Annotated in this window: 14 protein-coding genes; 9 read left to right on the plus strand and 5 right to left on the minus strand. The window is 41.5% G+C overall.

Going from position 1 to position 14107, the window contains the following annotated elements; translation table 11 throughout:
* Position 1: 1 nt before the first annotated feature.
* Positions 2-256, minus strand: a complete 255-nt coding sequence (locus KXJ59_RS14725) for an autorepressor SdpR family transcription factor (RefSeq protein ID WP_295206306.1) — start codon at positions 254-256, stop codon at positions 2-4.
* 100 nt (positions 257-356) lie between these two features.
* Between KXJ59_RS14725 and KXJ59_RS14730 the strand changes: the two genes are divergently transcribed.
* From KXJ59_RS14730 to KXJ59_RS14745, 4 genes are all read left to right on the plus strand, one after another.
* Positions 357-872 carry an RDD family protein gene (locus tag KXJ59_RS14730; RefSeq protein WP_295206308.1) on the plus strand — a complete coding sequence of 172 codons (516 nt, stop codon included), beginning with the start codon at positions 357-359 and terminating at the stop codon, positions 870-872.
* Between the two features lie 372 nt (positions 873-1244).
* On the plus strand, positions 1245-1625 hold the full coding sequence (locus KXJ59_RS14735; protein WP_295206312.1) for a Dabb family protein: 381 nt from the start codon (positions 1245-1247) through the stop codon (positions 1623-1625).
* Between the two features lie 47 nt (positions 1626-1672).
* Positions 1673-2098 carry an EthD family reductase gene (locus tag KXJ59_RS14740; protein ID WP_295206315.1) on the plus strand — a complete coding sequence of 142 codons (426 nt, stop codon included), beginning with the start codon at positions 1673-1675 and terminating at the stop codon, positions 2096-2098.
* Positions 2099-2338: 240 nt separating this feature from the next.
* A complete protein-coding gene (locus tag KXJ59_RS14745) occupies positions 2339-3124 on the plus strand; it encodes a class I SAM-dependent methyltransferase (RefSeq protein ID WP_295206318.1) in 786 nt (261 codons plus the stop codon).
* 260 nt (positions 3125-3384) lie between these two features.
* Here the strand turns inward: KXJ59_RS14745 and KXJ59_RS14750 are convergent, their stop codons facing one another.
* Complete coding sequence (locus KXJ59_RS14750) at positions 3385-5871, minus strand: hypothetical protein (RefSeq protein WP_295206321.1); 2487 nt, start codon at positions 5869-5871, stop codon at positions 3385-3387.
* A 46-nt stretch (positions 5872-5917) separates the two neighbouring features.
* Here KXJ59_RS14750 and KXJ59_RS14755 point away from each other — a divergent pair, with 46 nt between their 5' ends.
* From KXJ59_RS14755 to KXJ59_RS14770, 4 genes are all read left to right on the plus strand, one after another.
* Positions 5918-6610: a hypothetical protein gene (locus KXJ59_RS14755; protein WP_295206326.1), complete on the plus strand. Its 693-nt coding sequence runs from the start codon at positions 5918-5920 to the stop codon at positions 6608-6610.
* A 191-nt stretch (positions 6611-6801) separates the two neighbouring features.
* Positions 6802-7383 carry an RNA polymerase sigma factor gene (locus KXJ59_RS14760; protein WP_295206329.1) on the plus strand — a complete coding sequence of 194 codons (582 nt, stop codon included), beginning with the start codon at positions 6802-6804 and terminating at the stop codon, positions 7381-7383.
* Positions 7376-8722 (plus strand): porin family protein, encoded by a 1347-nt coding sequence (locus tag KXJ59_RS14765; protein WP_295206332.1) that lies wholly within the window; start codon positions 7376-7378, stop codon positions 8720-8722. The genes KXJ59_RS14760 and KXJ59_RS14765 overlap by 8 nt, the downstream gene beginning before the upstream one ends.
* Positions 8723-8751: 29 nt before the next feature.
* Positions 8752-9360: a cytochrome c gene (locus KXJ59_RS14770; protein ID WP_295206335.1), complete on the plus strand. Its 609-nt coding sequence runs from the start codon at positions 8752-8754 to the stop codon at positions 9358-9360.
* A 157-nt stretch (positions 9361-9517) separates the two neighbouring features.
* Here the strand turns inward: KXJ59_RS14770 and KXJ59_RS14775 are convergent, their stop codons facing one another.
* The 3 genes from KXJ59_RS14775 to KXJ59_RS14785 form a co-directional block, all read right to left on the minus strand.
* On the minus strand, positions 9518-10360 hold the full coding sequence (locus tag KXJ59_RS14775) for an alpha/beta hydrolase family protein (protein WP_295206338.1): 843 nt from the start codon (positions 10358-10360) through the stop codon (positions 9518-9520).
* A gap of 69 nt (positions 10361-10429) precedes the next feature.
* The gene (locus tag KXJ59_RS14780; protein ID WP_295206342.1) at positions 10430-12796 is read right to left on the minus strand and encodes a M1 family metallopeptidase; all 2367 of its coding nucleotides are present in this window, start codon (positions 12794-12796) and stop codon (positions 10430-10432) included.
* Positions 12797-12908: 112 nt separating this feature from the next.
* Positions 12909-13493 carry a HupE/UreJ family protein gene (locus tag KXJ59_RS14785; protein WP_295206345.1) on the minus strand — a complete coding sequence of 195 codons (585 nt, stop codon included), beginning with the start codon at positions 13491-13493 and terminating at the stop codon, positions 12909-12911.
* Positions 13494-13547: 54 nt separating this feature from the next.
* Here KXJ59_RS14785 and KXJ59_RS14790 point away from each other — a divergent pair, with 54 nt between their 5' ends.
* On the plus strand, positions 13548-14036 hold the full coding sequence (locus KXJ59_RS14790) for a DUF6702 family protein (RefSeq protein WP_295206346.1): 489 nt from the start codon (positions 13548-13550) through the stop codon (positions 14034-14036).
* The last annotated feature ends 71 nt before the right edge of the window (positions 14037-14107 follow it).

A 14107-nucleotide genomic window follows, 5' to 3' on the forward strand; every position in this document is an offset into this window, starting at 1 on the left:
ATTATTTTTTTAGCTTGATTAACCAACTCATTACATCATCAATTACAGTAGTATTGAGTGAATAAAAAATAAATTGCCCCTCTTTTTCAGCCGTTACCAGGTTTGCCTGTTTAAGCAAATCAAGGTGATGCGATATACTCGGTTTAGTTATATTAAAAGCATCCGCTATCTCTCCCGCTGTCATATCTTTTTTTCTCAGCAATTTCAGAATATCTCTGCGGGTCTGATCATTCAGTGCCTTAAAAACAATGTTCATTGATCCAAATATAACCATTAAAAATAAATATTTAGACAATTGTCTAAATATTTAATAATTTACCTATCATATCCCATCTGGAGAAACAGTAAATGTACATATGCCCCTATCAACTCTTCTGATAAAAAGAATAAAAGCAGCTTTTATTGACTACCTGATCATTATCGGATATGCTATGCTGTTATTGTTTATTGCAAACAGTATCACTTCATTCACCCGGATTAGCTTGAGTACAGATCCGGTAAAAGGACAGCTAACAGGTTTTTTCACTTTAACCTTACCCGTTTTCCTGTATTTCTATTGTTCAGAAAAAAGTAAATGGAAGGGAACTATTGGTAAAAAAATGCAGAAAATAGCGTTGCAAACGCCGGCTGATCAATCCAGGAATACCCTCATTATAAGAAACTTCTTCAAATTCCTGCCCTGGGAATTGGCGCATACAGGCGTTCACTGGATAATATATTATTCCGCTGAGAAAATCGAAGTCCCGGTATGGGTATGGGTTATACTGCTGGTTCCTCAGATAACAGCATTGGCTTATTTTATCAGTATTATCAGTAGTAAAGGAGTGAGCAGTATTTACGACAGAATTGCCCATACAAAAATACGAATGTGATGGAACGCTGATGATTGTTATGATTGATCATAACAGATCATGAAAATCTGTCTCCCTTTTCTATTTTCAGGTATTGCACTCCTACACACCGTTACACAGTTAGCTAAACACTACCCTTGCCTTCTTTACTATACTCTGGTTTTCACCTACGCCCCCTTATTACCAGATACTGTCCATCTACCCTCTTCCCAATACAACTCATTGATTAGCAAAAACGTTACAGGGTTCACTTGAATGCTGTGAACGTATTCTTACGGAAAAGACCGTTAGTTTTGAAAGCCGCCGCTGCTCAGGAGCTGATAAGCTCCAAAGTATTCACCAAAACAGTGTAAGTGATAACAAATAACTATTTTTAAAACCACTTAAAATAAAATGATGAAAAAAATACTGCTATTCACTGCATTGATCGTTTTTACTGCTAGTACTCTGCAATCGCAAACAGTTAAAAAAGAGCTGCGGCATGTGGTTTTATTTGGCTGGAAGGACAAGGCCGATACAGCCTCCATCAACAAAGCGGTTGAGGCATTCAGAAAATTACCCGGTCAGATAAAAATCATCAAAAACTTTGAATGGGGTACAAATAACAGTCCGGAAAAACTAAACAATGGCCTCACCCATTGTTTCTTACTCACCTTCGCCAGCGAAAAAGATCGAGACGACTATTTAGTACACCCATCACATAAAGCATTTACAGCACTATTACCAGGCATATTGGATAAAGTAACTGTGTTGGACTATTGGGTACAACAATAGTTGCACATCTTATTCTATAATAGTGACGATCATTTAAAGCAAATTCTATGAAAATTAAACTCCTGTTACTCATCGCCCTGATTGGCTTGTTTGGTTGTAAAACAGGTCAGCTGATACACGCTTCATCTCCAGGTAATGAATTGTTTAAAGTGGCCATTCTATACCCCAACGGAGAGGGCAAAACTTTCGACATGGGCTACTATGAGCAAACACATATGCCCATGGTAGCGGCTTTTCTGGGTAAAAATCTCCAATTCTATGAAATAGACAAGGGCATCGCCGGCAGAACGCCAACAGACAAAGTACCTTACCTGGCTATCGGTTATTTCTATGTGAAAGATGTAGCTGACTACAATAAAGCAATAGCACAAAACAGGGAAGCCGTGATCAATGACTTTAAAAACTATACCAATATTCAGCCGGTGATACAAATAAGTGAAGTGCGGTATATTGGCTTCAATCATGCAAAGTGATTTAAGACAAGGCAGGTTCCTGTATTATTCAAAAAACTCCTTCCAACTCCGAACTTTACGATGCGCAACTCTCCATGGGAATCCTTTGAGCGTTTCAAGGAGAATATTGATCAGTAGCAGCATCTCCAATTCAAGCTGCGTTCATCATATCAGACATCAGACATCATACATCTGACATCTGACATCTGACATCTGACATCCTACATTCTACCCCGCTTCTCTGTATCTTTCCCTATTCATATGAGAACTGTATTCAAGTCTTTATTTCCTAAACTCTCCCACCTGCTGGTTTTTTACTGGCAGCAATTGAAATATGCAGGTATTAACCGAAAATTCAGGAAACAATATCCTGGCATACCACTCCCCGATGCCTATACTTTATACGAATCCTATGAACTGAATTACAAAAAATATATGGAAGACGGTGAACTTACCGCCCATGAAATACTGGATAGTGTAAAAGAATACCTGCCTGCCAACCCTTCTATTTTAGACTGGGGTTGTGGACCCGCAAGAATTACAAGACACCTGAAAAAGTTTTTTCCCCATGCTGCTGTATCAGGCTCCGATACCAATACAAACACCATTACATGGAACCATGCACATATTGATGGTGTTGATTTTGTATTGCAAACACATGAGCCCCCACTACCCTTTACCAACGGGCAATTTCATTTAATCATTGGTTTTTCTGTTCTTACACATATTCCTGCATCGGCCCAACAAAACTGGCTCAACGAATTATACCGCATACTGCAACCCGGTGGCATTGTATGGATTACCACACATGGGAATTATTTCATTCAACAACTATCTGCAGTAAGACAACAACAAACAAGGGAACAAGGAATTTACAATACTGACTATCCGGTAACCGGACATAGAATGATGAGCACCTATCATCAGCCCGAAGTATTTAAACAATTACTGGAAGAAAAATTCACACTCATCGCCCATTTCGATGGAGCAAGTCATCCCGGGAAAGCAGGCAGACAGGATTTGTGGATCGTCAGGAGAAATGGATGATCTGGATCGCAGATGTCGGATGTCAGATGTCAGATCTCTGATGTCGGATGTTGGATATATAAGAGGGGATTCTGTATTACTAAAAAAAACTCCGTGCAACTCTGTGCCTTACTCTGTGTAACTCTGTGGTTTTATAACTTAGACTTTTTTAACCACAGAGTTGCACGGAGGCATAAAAACAGATGTCTGATATGTAGGTTAAACCCACATATCAGACATCAGACATCCGACATCAAACATCAGACATCCTACATTAAAAATTATTTTTTCTTTGCGAGCTTACGTAGTTCATCGAGTTTAGCGATGTATAAACTGCGGCCATGTGTTCCCACCACAATTTCTCCATCTCTCGGATGAACAGCGAGGTCATGAACAGGAACACTGTTGGGCATTCCTTTGTTCCACATCATCGATGTATTACCGCCGTCGATGCTTACGTATAAGCCACCATCGGTTCCTACATAGAGTATATTGCCATCTTCCGTATCTTCTTTCACAACGTTTACAGGCTCTGCAGGCAGGTCTTTCATGATCTGTCTCCAGGTAGTACCATAATCATCACTCACATATACATAGGCTTCGAAATGATCGTTACGGTAACCATTCAACGACATATATACACGCGACTCACTGAATGCACTGGCTATAACGCGACTCACATACAAACCCTTTGGTAATTTTTTATTGATGAGGCTCCATGTATATCCACCATCTTTTGATACCTGAATATTTCCATCATCAGAACCCACATAAATGAGTCCGAAACGTAACGGGCTCTCACTCATGGTAGTTAATGTACCAAAAGGCACATCACCCTGTTGTGGATTGGTAGTAAGATCGGCACTCATGGTTACCAGACTGTCGCCACGATTCATGCTGCGATGAAACTTATTGCTTCCATAATAGAATACATCCTGGTTATGACGGCTCAACAGAATAGGTGTTTGCCAGTTATAACGCAGTGGTGTTTCTCCCAGATCTCGTGCAGGGCGCACACCTCTTCTTTCTCTGGTGCCAATGGTTTGTCTGCTGTAAGCACCAAACTGAGAACCGCTGTACACGGTTTTATTATCTCTCCAGTCTACCTGCACCTGCATACCATCACCACCACCAATGGAAGTGTAGGGGTTATGTCCACCATCGTACCAGTCGTAATTTTCACGAGTGGTGCTGGAACCAAACCAGGTACCATTATCCTGTAAACCACCGTATACATTGTATGGACGGGCCATATCAACAGTAATATTGTAGAACTGCCCAACAGCCGGTGTATTGGCCTTGAACCAATGATCTCCATTATCGTAAGTAATATTACAGCCCCCATCATTGCCATTAATCATATGGCTGTCGCGCTTGGGGTTGATCCATACATAATGGTGATCGGAGTGTACATTTTCTTTTCCAATCTGTTTGAAAGTAGCACCACCATCGGTACTCATTAATAAACCTACACCGGTGAGTACAATTTTCTTATCATCGGTGGGGCTCACCCATACTTTACCAAAATAGTATCCGTAAGTGCTGTAAAGATTGGGGATACCATCTTTATGCGTCATTTTCCAGGTAGCACCACCATCATCGCTGCGATAGAGTTGTGCACCATAGATGGGTGTTTCAAATAATGCAGTATTGGCATCATATAAAAAATCCCATATAGCAGTTGGAGCCAGCGTACCATTGCTTACTGCAGCTTTTAATGAAGCAGCCGTGTATTTGGCTGGAATACCATTTCTGGGAGAACGAACAAAAGCATTTAGCTTGGTATCATTCAATGCCAGAAACTGATCTTTGCTTAAGTCTTTAAAATCGGCCAGTACATAACGGCTGGTATCCGCAGCATTTGGGCGTGAGCCAGCAGGCTGACGGAAATTATTATCCACTACAGCAAAAATGGTATTGGGGTTTGATGGGTAGATGGCCAAACCAATTCTGCCCACACCATCACCACTCGGGAAACCGGATCCTTCTTTTGAAATCAGTTGCCAGTTTTCGCCACCATCGGTGCTTTTATAAATACCACTGGTTTTTCCGCCTTCCTCAAAATTGGAAGCAGAACGGGTACGATACCACATGGCAGCATATAATTCATTGGGGTTATTGGGGTTGATGTCTAAATCGGCAGCGCCGGTATTGGCATCAATCGATAAGGTCAATTTCCATGTTTTACCACCATCAGTTGTTTTGTACACCCCTCTCTCCTTGTTGGAAGAATAAAGATGTCCTAATACAGCTACCCAGGCAGTATTGGGATCGGTCGGGTGTAATTTAATTTCACCGATATGGTGGCTCTCCGGTAAACCCAGGTATTCCCAGTTTTTACCATTATTGGTGGTTTTGAATACACCAATACCCGCATAACTGGAACGGCTGCTGTTTACTTCACCAGTTCCTAACCAGAGTATTCTTGTTTTCCAGTTGATGGCGATATCGCCAATGGTAAGTACATCTTCCGAATCGAAAATGGGTGTAAAACTCTGGCCATTATTGGTGGTATGCCATAAACCACCCGATGCATAAGCCACATAAAACTCGGTGGGATCATCGGGATTTACTTCCATATCTACCACACGGCCACTCATTACGGTAGGCCCGATATTACGGAAGCTGGTATTGTTGGCCTGTGACTGTTGTTGTAACAGTTTTCTTTGCTGAACGCCTTTCATGCGAACATCGGCAGACGTTGGCTTCACCTGTGCCACGCCAATGATAGACCATAGCAGGAAGCAAGCAGTTGTTAATTTTCTCATACAAATGTAAATAGTTGGTAATTTGGGATGGCCAATTTAAACGATTATGCGTTTGATCGCACTACCATTGTTCATTTTCTTTTCGCTGGCATCGGCTGCCCAGTGTGTGAGTTTTAAGCTCACATCAAAGCGGGATACCATTAATTGTGTGGACAAAAACGGACTTAAACAGGGGCGTTGGAAGGTAGATGTTCCTCCCATCAGGGGTGAACGTGGTTATGAGGAAGAAGGCAGTTTTATAAATGGAAAAAAAGAAGGAACCTGGCGCCGTTTTAACCTTATGGGTGATATGATTGCCGTAGAAAATTACCGCTGGGGTTTGAGAGACGGAACCAGCAGATACTTTACTATGACAGGCTTAGAGCGCGAAGAAGGCTGGCGCGCCATGAACCCTGCCAAACAATTTGATACTGTAGATGTACAGGATGTTAATGACCCTACCAAAGTAGAACAGGTGATTGTTAAAGTAAGCGGCAATGCCCTTAAACATGGCCGTTGGCGTTTTTATGACCCGGTTACCGGACAGATTATCCGCACAGAAAACTGGTTTCTGGATCAGTTTGTGGAACCGGGAAAAGAGCCCGGAAATCCCGATAAAATGGTAAAAAAAGCGGACAGCACATCGGTGAAAAAGGACACTGCATCGGTAAAAAATAAGCCCAAAGAAGTGATGGACTTCGAAAAAAAGAACTCAGGCAAGAAAAAAACCAAAGTGAGGGATGGGAGAACGGGAGGTTAGCAGCTATTAGCCATTAGCTACTAGCTGTTAGCTCTTAGTATAGGATTATGATTAATACTCTCCTCTAATAGCTAACCCCAAAGGCTTGCAGCTTTTTTTTGCACTCCAGGCAACCTCCGCATACAAGTTTGCGTATACCCATTAATAATTGTAGATTAACAGAGAGGACTTCATCAACATATTGCTGCATTTTGCCCCGTGAGACAGATCAAATAAGGACCCTGATTACAGGTTGTTGTAATAACGACCGTAACTGTCAGCGTATGCTGTACCAGTGGCTGTTTGATTATGCCATGAAGATCAGTTACCGTTATATTCATCAGCAGGAAGAGGCCGAAGAAATGGTACACGAGGCATTCATCAAACTATTCAAAAACATCAACCGTTTTGAACTGAACCGTGAGGGCGATACAGAAGCCCTGTTAAAGGGTTGGTTCAAACGTATTGTTGTTAATACCTGTATCGACCAGTTGAGAAAAGTGCAGTTGAAGATTATCAGCATGGATAATAATACAGAACAGGATGGTTTTACCGATCACCAGGAAACGGGGCTTGATAAAATGGCCTATGATGAAATTATTGATGCCACCAGGCAATTAACGCCGGTATACAGAACCGTATTTAATCTTTTTGTAATCGAGGGGTTAAGTCATGATGAAATATCGCAGGCATTACAAATTAGTGTGGGGGCGTCGAAGTCGAATTTGTCAAAAGCAAAGAATAACCTCAGAAAAATTATTGCTGAACGAAGCGTAATAAAAACATATGTCTAATCCAGGTAACGATAACAGTTTTGAACAGCTGAGCCGTGAGGCCGCCGATGCATATACAGCACCGGGTAATGCTTCCTGGGATAAAATGGAAGCTGCTTTGGATAAAGTAATGCCCGTTGAGAAAAAAAGAAAGAGGCGAGTTATTTTCTGGTGGCTCTTTCCTTTAACTATTATTGGTGCAGGTTTACTGTATACATTATGGCCATCTGACAATACAAAACTTTCTTCAACACCTGCAACAGCAAAGATTATCTCTCCTGCTCCTGCTGGTGCAATTGAAAACAAAAAAGAAATCCAGCAAATACCGGAAGACCCCATAGAAGATTTAACAACAGAAAAAAAGAATACGGCTCCTACTCAGCTTAACAGTGGTAAACAACAAAACAGGACTGTTAATCAGAATAAATCATTTACTATCCAACAAAAAGACATTTCTGCTTTACCAAATAAGCGCGTCTCAGATATATTACCCATCAGTAACCAGACAAAAAAAATAACGGTCAACCAGACATCAACAACTGATTCCGAAGCAACACAAAAAATGAGTGAAACAGGTACAAAAACTACCGGTACAAATACAATTCCCCTTTATACCATTCAGCCTACGGCCGATTCAGGCAACACGAAGACGGTTATCGGTATCATTGAGAAAACAGATACAGCTACACATCACCCACCTGTAATAACCGACTCATTGCAAAAAGACAGTACCATAACCCAACCTGCAAAAACAACCAACAGTAAATTCAGTATTGCAATTGTTGCGGGTATGGATGCCAGCACCGTTAAATATAAATACAGCGACAAAGCTGGTATTAATATAGGCATACTGGCAGGGTATCATTTCAACAATCATTGGTCAATGCACACAGGTGTATTGTTTACAAAGAAAAATTATACCGTTGCAGGAGAAGATTTTACGGCGCCCAAAGGAAGCTGGGTAGCGAACTATAAACTTACTATGGTAGATGGCTTTTGTGATATGTGGGAAGTGCCGCTCCTGTTGAGATACCAGTTCAATGGCAATAAGCAGCGAAGTTTCTTTTTAAGCGCGGGTATCTCTTCCTATTTCATGACCAGGGAAAATTATAATTATTCCTACTACTGGAACGGACAACCTATAACTCGCAACAGCAATTATACCGAGGGGAATACGCACTTACTCTCTATTCTCAGGTTATCGGGCGGATGGAGAAAAAACATTGGTGCCGGTACAAGTTTGCTGGTTGAACCCTATGCTTCATTACCCATGGGTGGTGTAGGGTATGGCAGTATCAGACTCAGTAGTTTCGGCCTGAATTTTTCTTTACAAATCAGGCAACCTTCCAAAAAGAAATAGCGTATATACCTATAAATACAAAACAATCTATGAAGCAGATACGTAAATCGGCAGCAGTTATACTGTCATTGGCCTCAGCAGCAGTTATTATTGTGGCCTGTAGCAAGGGAGGCGATTCTCCGGCTCCTGCACCCGCTCCTGCACCCGGCAACCCCTGTGCAACAAAAAATATTGTTGTTACACTCAGTTCCACCAATGCAGCAGGCTGTACAGGAGGTAGTGTTACTGCTTCTGCAAGTGGCAGCACCAATTTTACCTATAATATTGACGGTGGTACCTTCCAGGCCTCAGGTACATTTAACAATATAAGTGCCGGCGATCATACCATTATTGCAAAAGACGGTGATGGCTGTACAAAATCTGGTACAGTAACCGTAGCATCCAATGCAAGTGGTCCATTGTTTGCAGCAGTAAAAGCTGTAATCGTGGCCAACTGTAATAGCTGTCATACGGGTGCTGCAGCACAGGGCGGACAAAATTTTGGTACCGACTGTAATATCGTAAATGCCGCTGCACGTATTAAAGCAAGGGCAGTTGATGGCAATCCATCATTCATGCCACAGGGCGGACAATTATCTGCAGGTGATAAACAAAAAATTACAAACTGGGTTACTGCTGGTGGTAAATATAGTGACTGATAACGGGGCTCACTGTACAATCTAATGCAGTAAAAAAGCAACCTTGGCAAGAGGTTGCTTTTCTTTTTTCTACTCTGCATCCTATCGTTCTCTGCGATGAACAGGCTTTTATCATTCGCCGCAGAGAACGAGAGGAAACGGAGTTTACGGGGAGATATTAATAACCAGCCTGGGTAAACATTCGCTTGAAATAGAAGAAATGATAGTCTACACTATTGGCCCAGTAGTTTCGGGTATGACCTCCATCCCGCTCAATATATTCATGGGGTATTTTAAGTGTAACTAATTTTTCATGCAGTTTACGGTTTACTGCAAGAAAAAAATCATCCACTCCACAATCAATCATCAGGTTCAGTTGCCCCTTGCTTAATACATCTACCATAGTAATCACCGAATAAGCATCCCAGTTAGCAGGGTTCGACTGCAAATCGCCCAGAATATTTTTTAGTTGCCAGTTATTTGGAAAGGGTCGAAGGTCTACCCCTCCACAGATGCTTCCTACATTGGCAAAAAGATCTGGATGTTTAATACCGAGGTAGAGCGCGCCATGTCCACCCATACTATAGCCTGAAATAGCTCTTGCTTTTTTATCCGGAATGGTTGTATAATTTGCATCAATATACGGTATCAGTTCCTGTGTAATATAGGTATCATACTTTACCGAAGTATCTACCGGACTGTTGATGTACCAACTGTTAAAACCACCATCGGGACAAACGACAATCAATCCCAGTTCATCTGCTGCTTTCTTTATGGATGGAACATCTTTTACCCAGGAGCGGTAATTGCCACTGTGTCCATGCAACAGGTACACTACCGGATATTTTTTTCCTGCTTTCGCATCATACCCTTGTGGAGTAATGACCACAGCTTTAATATTCTTAAGCATACTCTTGCTCTGAACATCAATTGTATCAACAGTAGCCGCCGTTGATACAATTGTACTACCCAACAAAAACAGGGCAGCCAATAATAACTGAAAGATGGATTGCTTTTTCATAGTAACAATATTAACAAAAAAAGCCATCCCGACCGGGTCGGGATGGCTTTCACTATCGTATCCTATACTTTAATTTCTTTTCTGTTGTGCATTCTGCATAGGATTCACACCCAGCGACTGTCCGCGGGCAGCTCCTCCCATTTTAAATAACTGAAACTTGGTGGGTTCCGCCACTGCGGGCCATTTGTTGTTTGCTTCATTGATATCTGCTGTTTCACGCATGGGGTCCTGTTTAATACTAACCGCTTTCTTTTTAGTCATAAACACGCGTGTTACTTTATTTTCATTCTTTCTCCATATCTGTGCCGATAAATGCTGTGTTTCTTTGGTACCATCTTCAAAAGTAAACTCAACAATCAGGGGCATTACCAGACCACCCTTGTTGCTGAAAGTAATTTCATACAAGTGCATGTCTTTGTATTTGGCTTTCTCTGCATCTGTTAATACTTCAGGAGTAGCAAAAGCAGGCATTGGTACTTTGGTTACAGAATCATAGGGTTCCAAACCACGGGCATATCTCCAGTAGAAGTCGCGTAAGGAAGTATCAACATCGGTCTGGAACACAATACTTTTATCTTCACGGTTACGGATCTTTGATACATCTTCAAAAGCATTCACCAAGGGCTTATCCATGGCTAATGTACGCGGTGCTCCACCAGTTCTGGCTTGTGGAACAGCATTGGCATCAAATACGGCATAACGAACGGTATCAATAGCAATATCGCATGCTTCAATACCATAGAACCATCCTCTCCAGAACCAGTCGAGGTCAACCGCACTGGCATCTTCCATGGTACGGAAAAGATCGGCAGGTGTTGGATGTTTAAAAGCCCAGCGACGTGCATATTCACGGAAAGCAAAATCGAATAACTCTCTTCCCATAATGGTTTCACGCAGGATATTTAAACCGGTAGCAGGTTTTGAATAAGCATTCGGACCAAACTGAATGATATTTTCGCTGTTGGTCATAATAGGCTCTAACTGCTCTTTGGGAGATTTCATGTAATCTACAATCGCCCAGGCCGGCCCGCGGCGTGAAGGGAATTTATTATCCCATAACTCCTCAGACAGGTATTGAACAAAAGTATTCAGTCCTTCATCCATCCATGACCACTGACGCTCATCACTGTTCACTATCATGGGGAAGAAATTATGCCCTACTTCATGAATGATTACACCCAGCATACCATTCTTGGTGGCTTCACTATAAGTACCGTCAGCATTGGTACGGCCATAGTTGAAACAGATCATCGGGTATTCCATTCCGTTCGCAGCTTCAATACTTTGTGCCACAGGATATGGATAAGGAATAGAGAATTTTGAATAAGACTTAATGGTATGTGCTACAGCTTTGGTTGAATATTTCCTGTACAATCCATAGGCTTCTTTACCATAACCACTCATACACATTATTTTCTTACCCTCTACATAGGCCGGCATGGCATCCCAAACATATTTACGGCTGGAGGTCCAGGCGAAATCTCGCACATTATCGGCTTTGTATATCCAGGTTTTTTTCTGTGTGCTTTTACCCTGTTCTGCTTTTTTCGCTTCTTCCAGCGTTACCACTTCTACGGGCTCCGTTGCAGTCTGGGCTTTGTTCCAGCGACCCAATTGTGCCGGTGTTAATACCTGTGCATAGTTCTGGCATTCCCCTGTACTCAATACCACATGATCTGATGGTACTGTAATCTGTACGGTATAATTACCAAAAGCCAGTGCAAACTCTCCTCTACCTGTAAACTGCTGGTTCTGCCATCCCTGAAAATCGCTGTACACACAAAGACGTGGGAACCACTGCGCCATGGTAAACAGGTGATTGCCATCTACCAGTTCATAACCACCGCGACCACCTTTGGTCATACGGTCGGATATTTTATAGCTCCAGTCTAAATTGAATACAAATTTCTGCCCTGGTTTTAAAGCCGTTGGCAGATCAATACGCATCATGGTACGGTTGATGGTATATTTCAGGTTTTTGCCTGTAGCATCGGTAAGTTTACTGATGATATGACCATAACAATTATCGGTTTTGCGCTCTTCCATACCATCAAGTCCGTTTACCGATACCTGACGGAGTGAAGATCCATCTTCATAACCTGCATTTTTTAATGAGTTATGCTCGTTTTCATCGAGTTGCAACCAGATATAAGTAAGTATATCAGGTGAATTATTATAGTAAGTCACTGTTTCGCTACCCTTGAGTTTCAGGTTGGCTTCATCCAGTTCACATTTAATATTATAATCAGCACGTTGCTGCCAGTATTTGGGGCCCGGGGCGCCACTAGCAGTACGGTACTCATTGGGTGTGGGTAAAATAGTACCCAACTGTTCAAACCTGTTGCCATGATTGGATGTCGGATTGTTCATGATATTCTGCGCTTGCGCAGACACCAGTAATACCGACCCCATCACCAGTAAAGCAATTTTTTTCATTTGTTGATAGTTATTGATTTTGGTTACAACTTGTTCCGTAAAACGGGATGAAATTCGCCAATAAACATTTGAATTGATATCAAATCTTGTCATGGCTCATTTCATTGGTTTTTTAATGAGGAACCCTTTCTAATGCCATTAAAAGTGCCACAACAAATGCACCCCCGCTGATATACAACAGGAACTCCCTGCGGTTGCACTTAAAAAGATTGACGAATATAAATGAAATGATCAACATAGCCAGTACAATTAGCAGTTGTCCTGCTTCGAGCCCTACATTAAAAGCCAACAACTCCCACACCACCGAGGAATCCTTTCCCAGCATGCTTTTCAGGTAGTTACTGAAGCCGAGTCCATGTATTAATCCGAAAAATAATGCGAAGAAATAAATCAGGGGAAAACGTGTATTGAAGCTGAACTTTTTGACAAATAAGTTGCTCAGTGCCGTAATTACAATGGTAACCGGTATCAGGAACTCAATCCATGCAATGGAATAATTCACAATATTAAATACACTCAATGCAAGTGTAATGGAATGCCCGATGGTAAAAGCTGTAACTAATACCAGCAATTTTTTCCAGTCGGCAAACTGGTAACGGATGGTCAATGCCACAATAAACAGAATATGATCTACCCCAAGATCCCTGCTTATAATATGACCAAAACCCACTTTGAAATAAGTTAAAAACTGATCCATAGCTGAATTGCGAATTTATTGTGACATTTGTTACCCGAACAAGCAGTTTAATAAATGGTAAATATAATAATTCAATGGATGCTCACAGGTATGCTTTCAATGGCACACCCTTTTTTTATGTCGGTAATTGATATCAACCATAACCCCAAAGAAGCAAGCCTTGAAATCAGTGTGCGTGTTTTCAGTGATGACCTGGAAAAAACATTACAACAATACAGTAAACAAAAGATCAATATCCTTAGTCCGGGTGATAAAGCTGTGATTGAGAAAAATTTACAGGCATATATGACGGATCACCTGAAACTCACAGTGAATGGTAAACCTGTTCGTTTTTCGCTGGTGGGCTATGAACAGCAAATGGAAAGTACCTGGTGTTATTTTGAGATTGATAAACAACCCGTGGTTAACCAGGTGGGCATTGATTGCAGTCTTTTATACGATTATGAAACCAAACAGGTAAATATTGTTCATGTAAAATCGAAAGGAGTTCAGAAAACCTATAAACTGGATTACCCCAAACGGGACATCTCATTTTCTTTTTGATTTGTTCCCTCTCCCGTTCTCCCTGCTAAAAATGTTTTTTGTTTTTAACAGGCTACTAATGCGAATGTATT

It is taken from the genome of Sediminibacterium sp. (genome assembly GCF_019264485.1).
Lineage (GTDB): Bacteria > Bacteroidota > Bacteroidia > Chitinophagales > Chitinophagaceae > Sediminibacterium.

Excerpts from the sequence above, each read along its gene's own strand:
- KXJ59_RS14725 (WP_295206306.1), bottom strand. The coding sequence starts at position 256 with ATGAACATTGTTTTTAAGGCACTGAATGATCAGACCCGCAGAGATATT.
- KXJ59_RS14730 (WP_295206308.1), top strand. The coding sequence starts at position 357 with ATGCCCCTATCAACTCTTCTGATAAAAAGAATAAAAGCAGCTTTTATT.
- KXJ59_RS14735 (WP_295206312.1), top strand. The coding sequence starts at position 1,245 with ATGATGAAAAAAATACTGCTATTCACTGCATTGATCGTTTTTACTGCT.
- KXJ59_RS14740 (WP_295206315.1), top strand. The coding sequence starts at position 1,673 with ATGAAAATTAAACTCCTGTTACTCATCGCCCTGATTGGCTTGTTTGGT.
- KXJ59_RS14745 (WP_295206318.1), top strand. The coding sequence starts at position 2,339 with ATGAGAACTGTATTCAAGTCTTTATTTCCTAAACTCTCCCACCTGCTG.
- KXJ59_RS14750 (WP_295206321.1), bottom strand. The coding sequence starts at position 5,871 with ATGAGAAAATTAACAACTGCTTGCTTCCTGCTATGGTCTATCATTGGC.
- KXJ59_RS14755 (WP_295206326.1), top strand. The coding sequence starts at position 5,918 with ATGCGTTTGATCGCACTACCATTGTTCATTTTCTTTTCGCTGGCATCG.
- KXJ59_RS14765 (WP_295206332.1), top strand. The coding sequence starts at position 7,376 with ATGTCTAATCCAGGTAACGATAACAGTTTTGAACAGCTGAGCCGTGAG.
- KXJ59_RS14770 (WP_295206335.1), top strand. The coding sequence starts at position 8,752 with ATGAAGCAGATACGTAAATCGGCAGCAGTTATACTGTCATTGGCCTCA.
- KXJ59_RS14775 (WP_295206338.1), bottom strand. The coding sequence starts at position 10,360 with ATGAAAAAGCAATCCATCTTTCAGTTATTATTGGCTGCCCTGTTTTTG.
- KXJ59_RS14780 (WP_295206342.1), bottom strand. The coding sequence starts at position 12,796 with ATGAAAAAAATTGCTTTACTGGTGATGGGGTCGGTATTACTGGTGTCT.
- KXJ59_RS14785 (WP_295206345.1), bottom strand. The coding sequence starts at position 13,493 with ATGGATCAGTTTTTAACTTATTTCAAAGTGGGTTTTGGTCATATTATA.
- KXJ59_RS14790 (WP_295206346.1), top strand. The coding sequence starts at position 13,548 with ATGGTAAATATAATAATTCAATGGATGCTCACAGGTATGCTTTCAATG.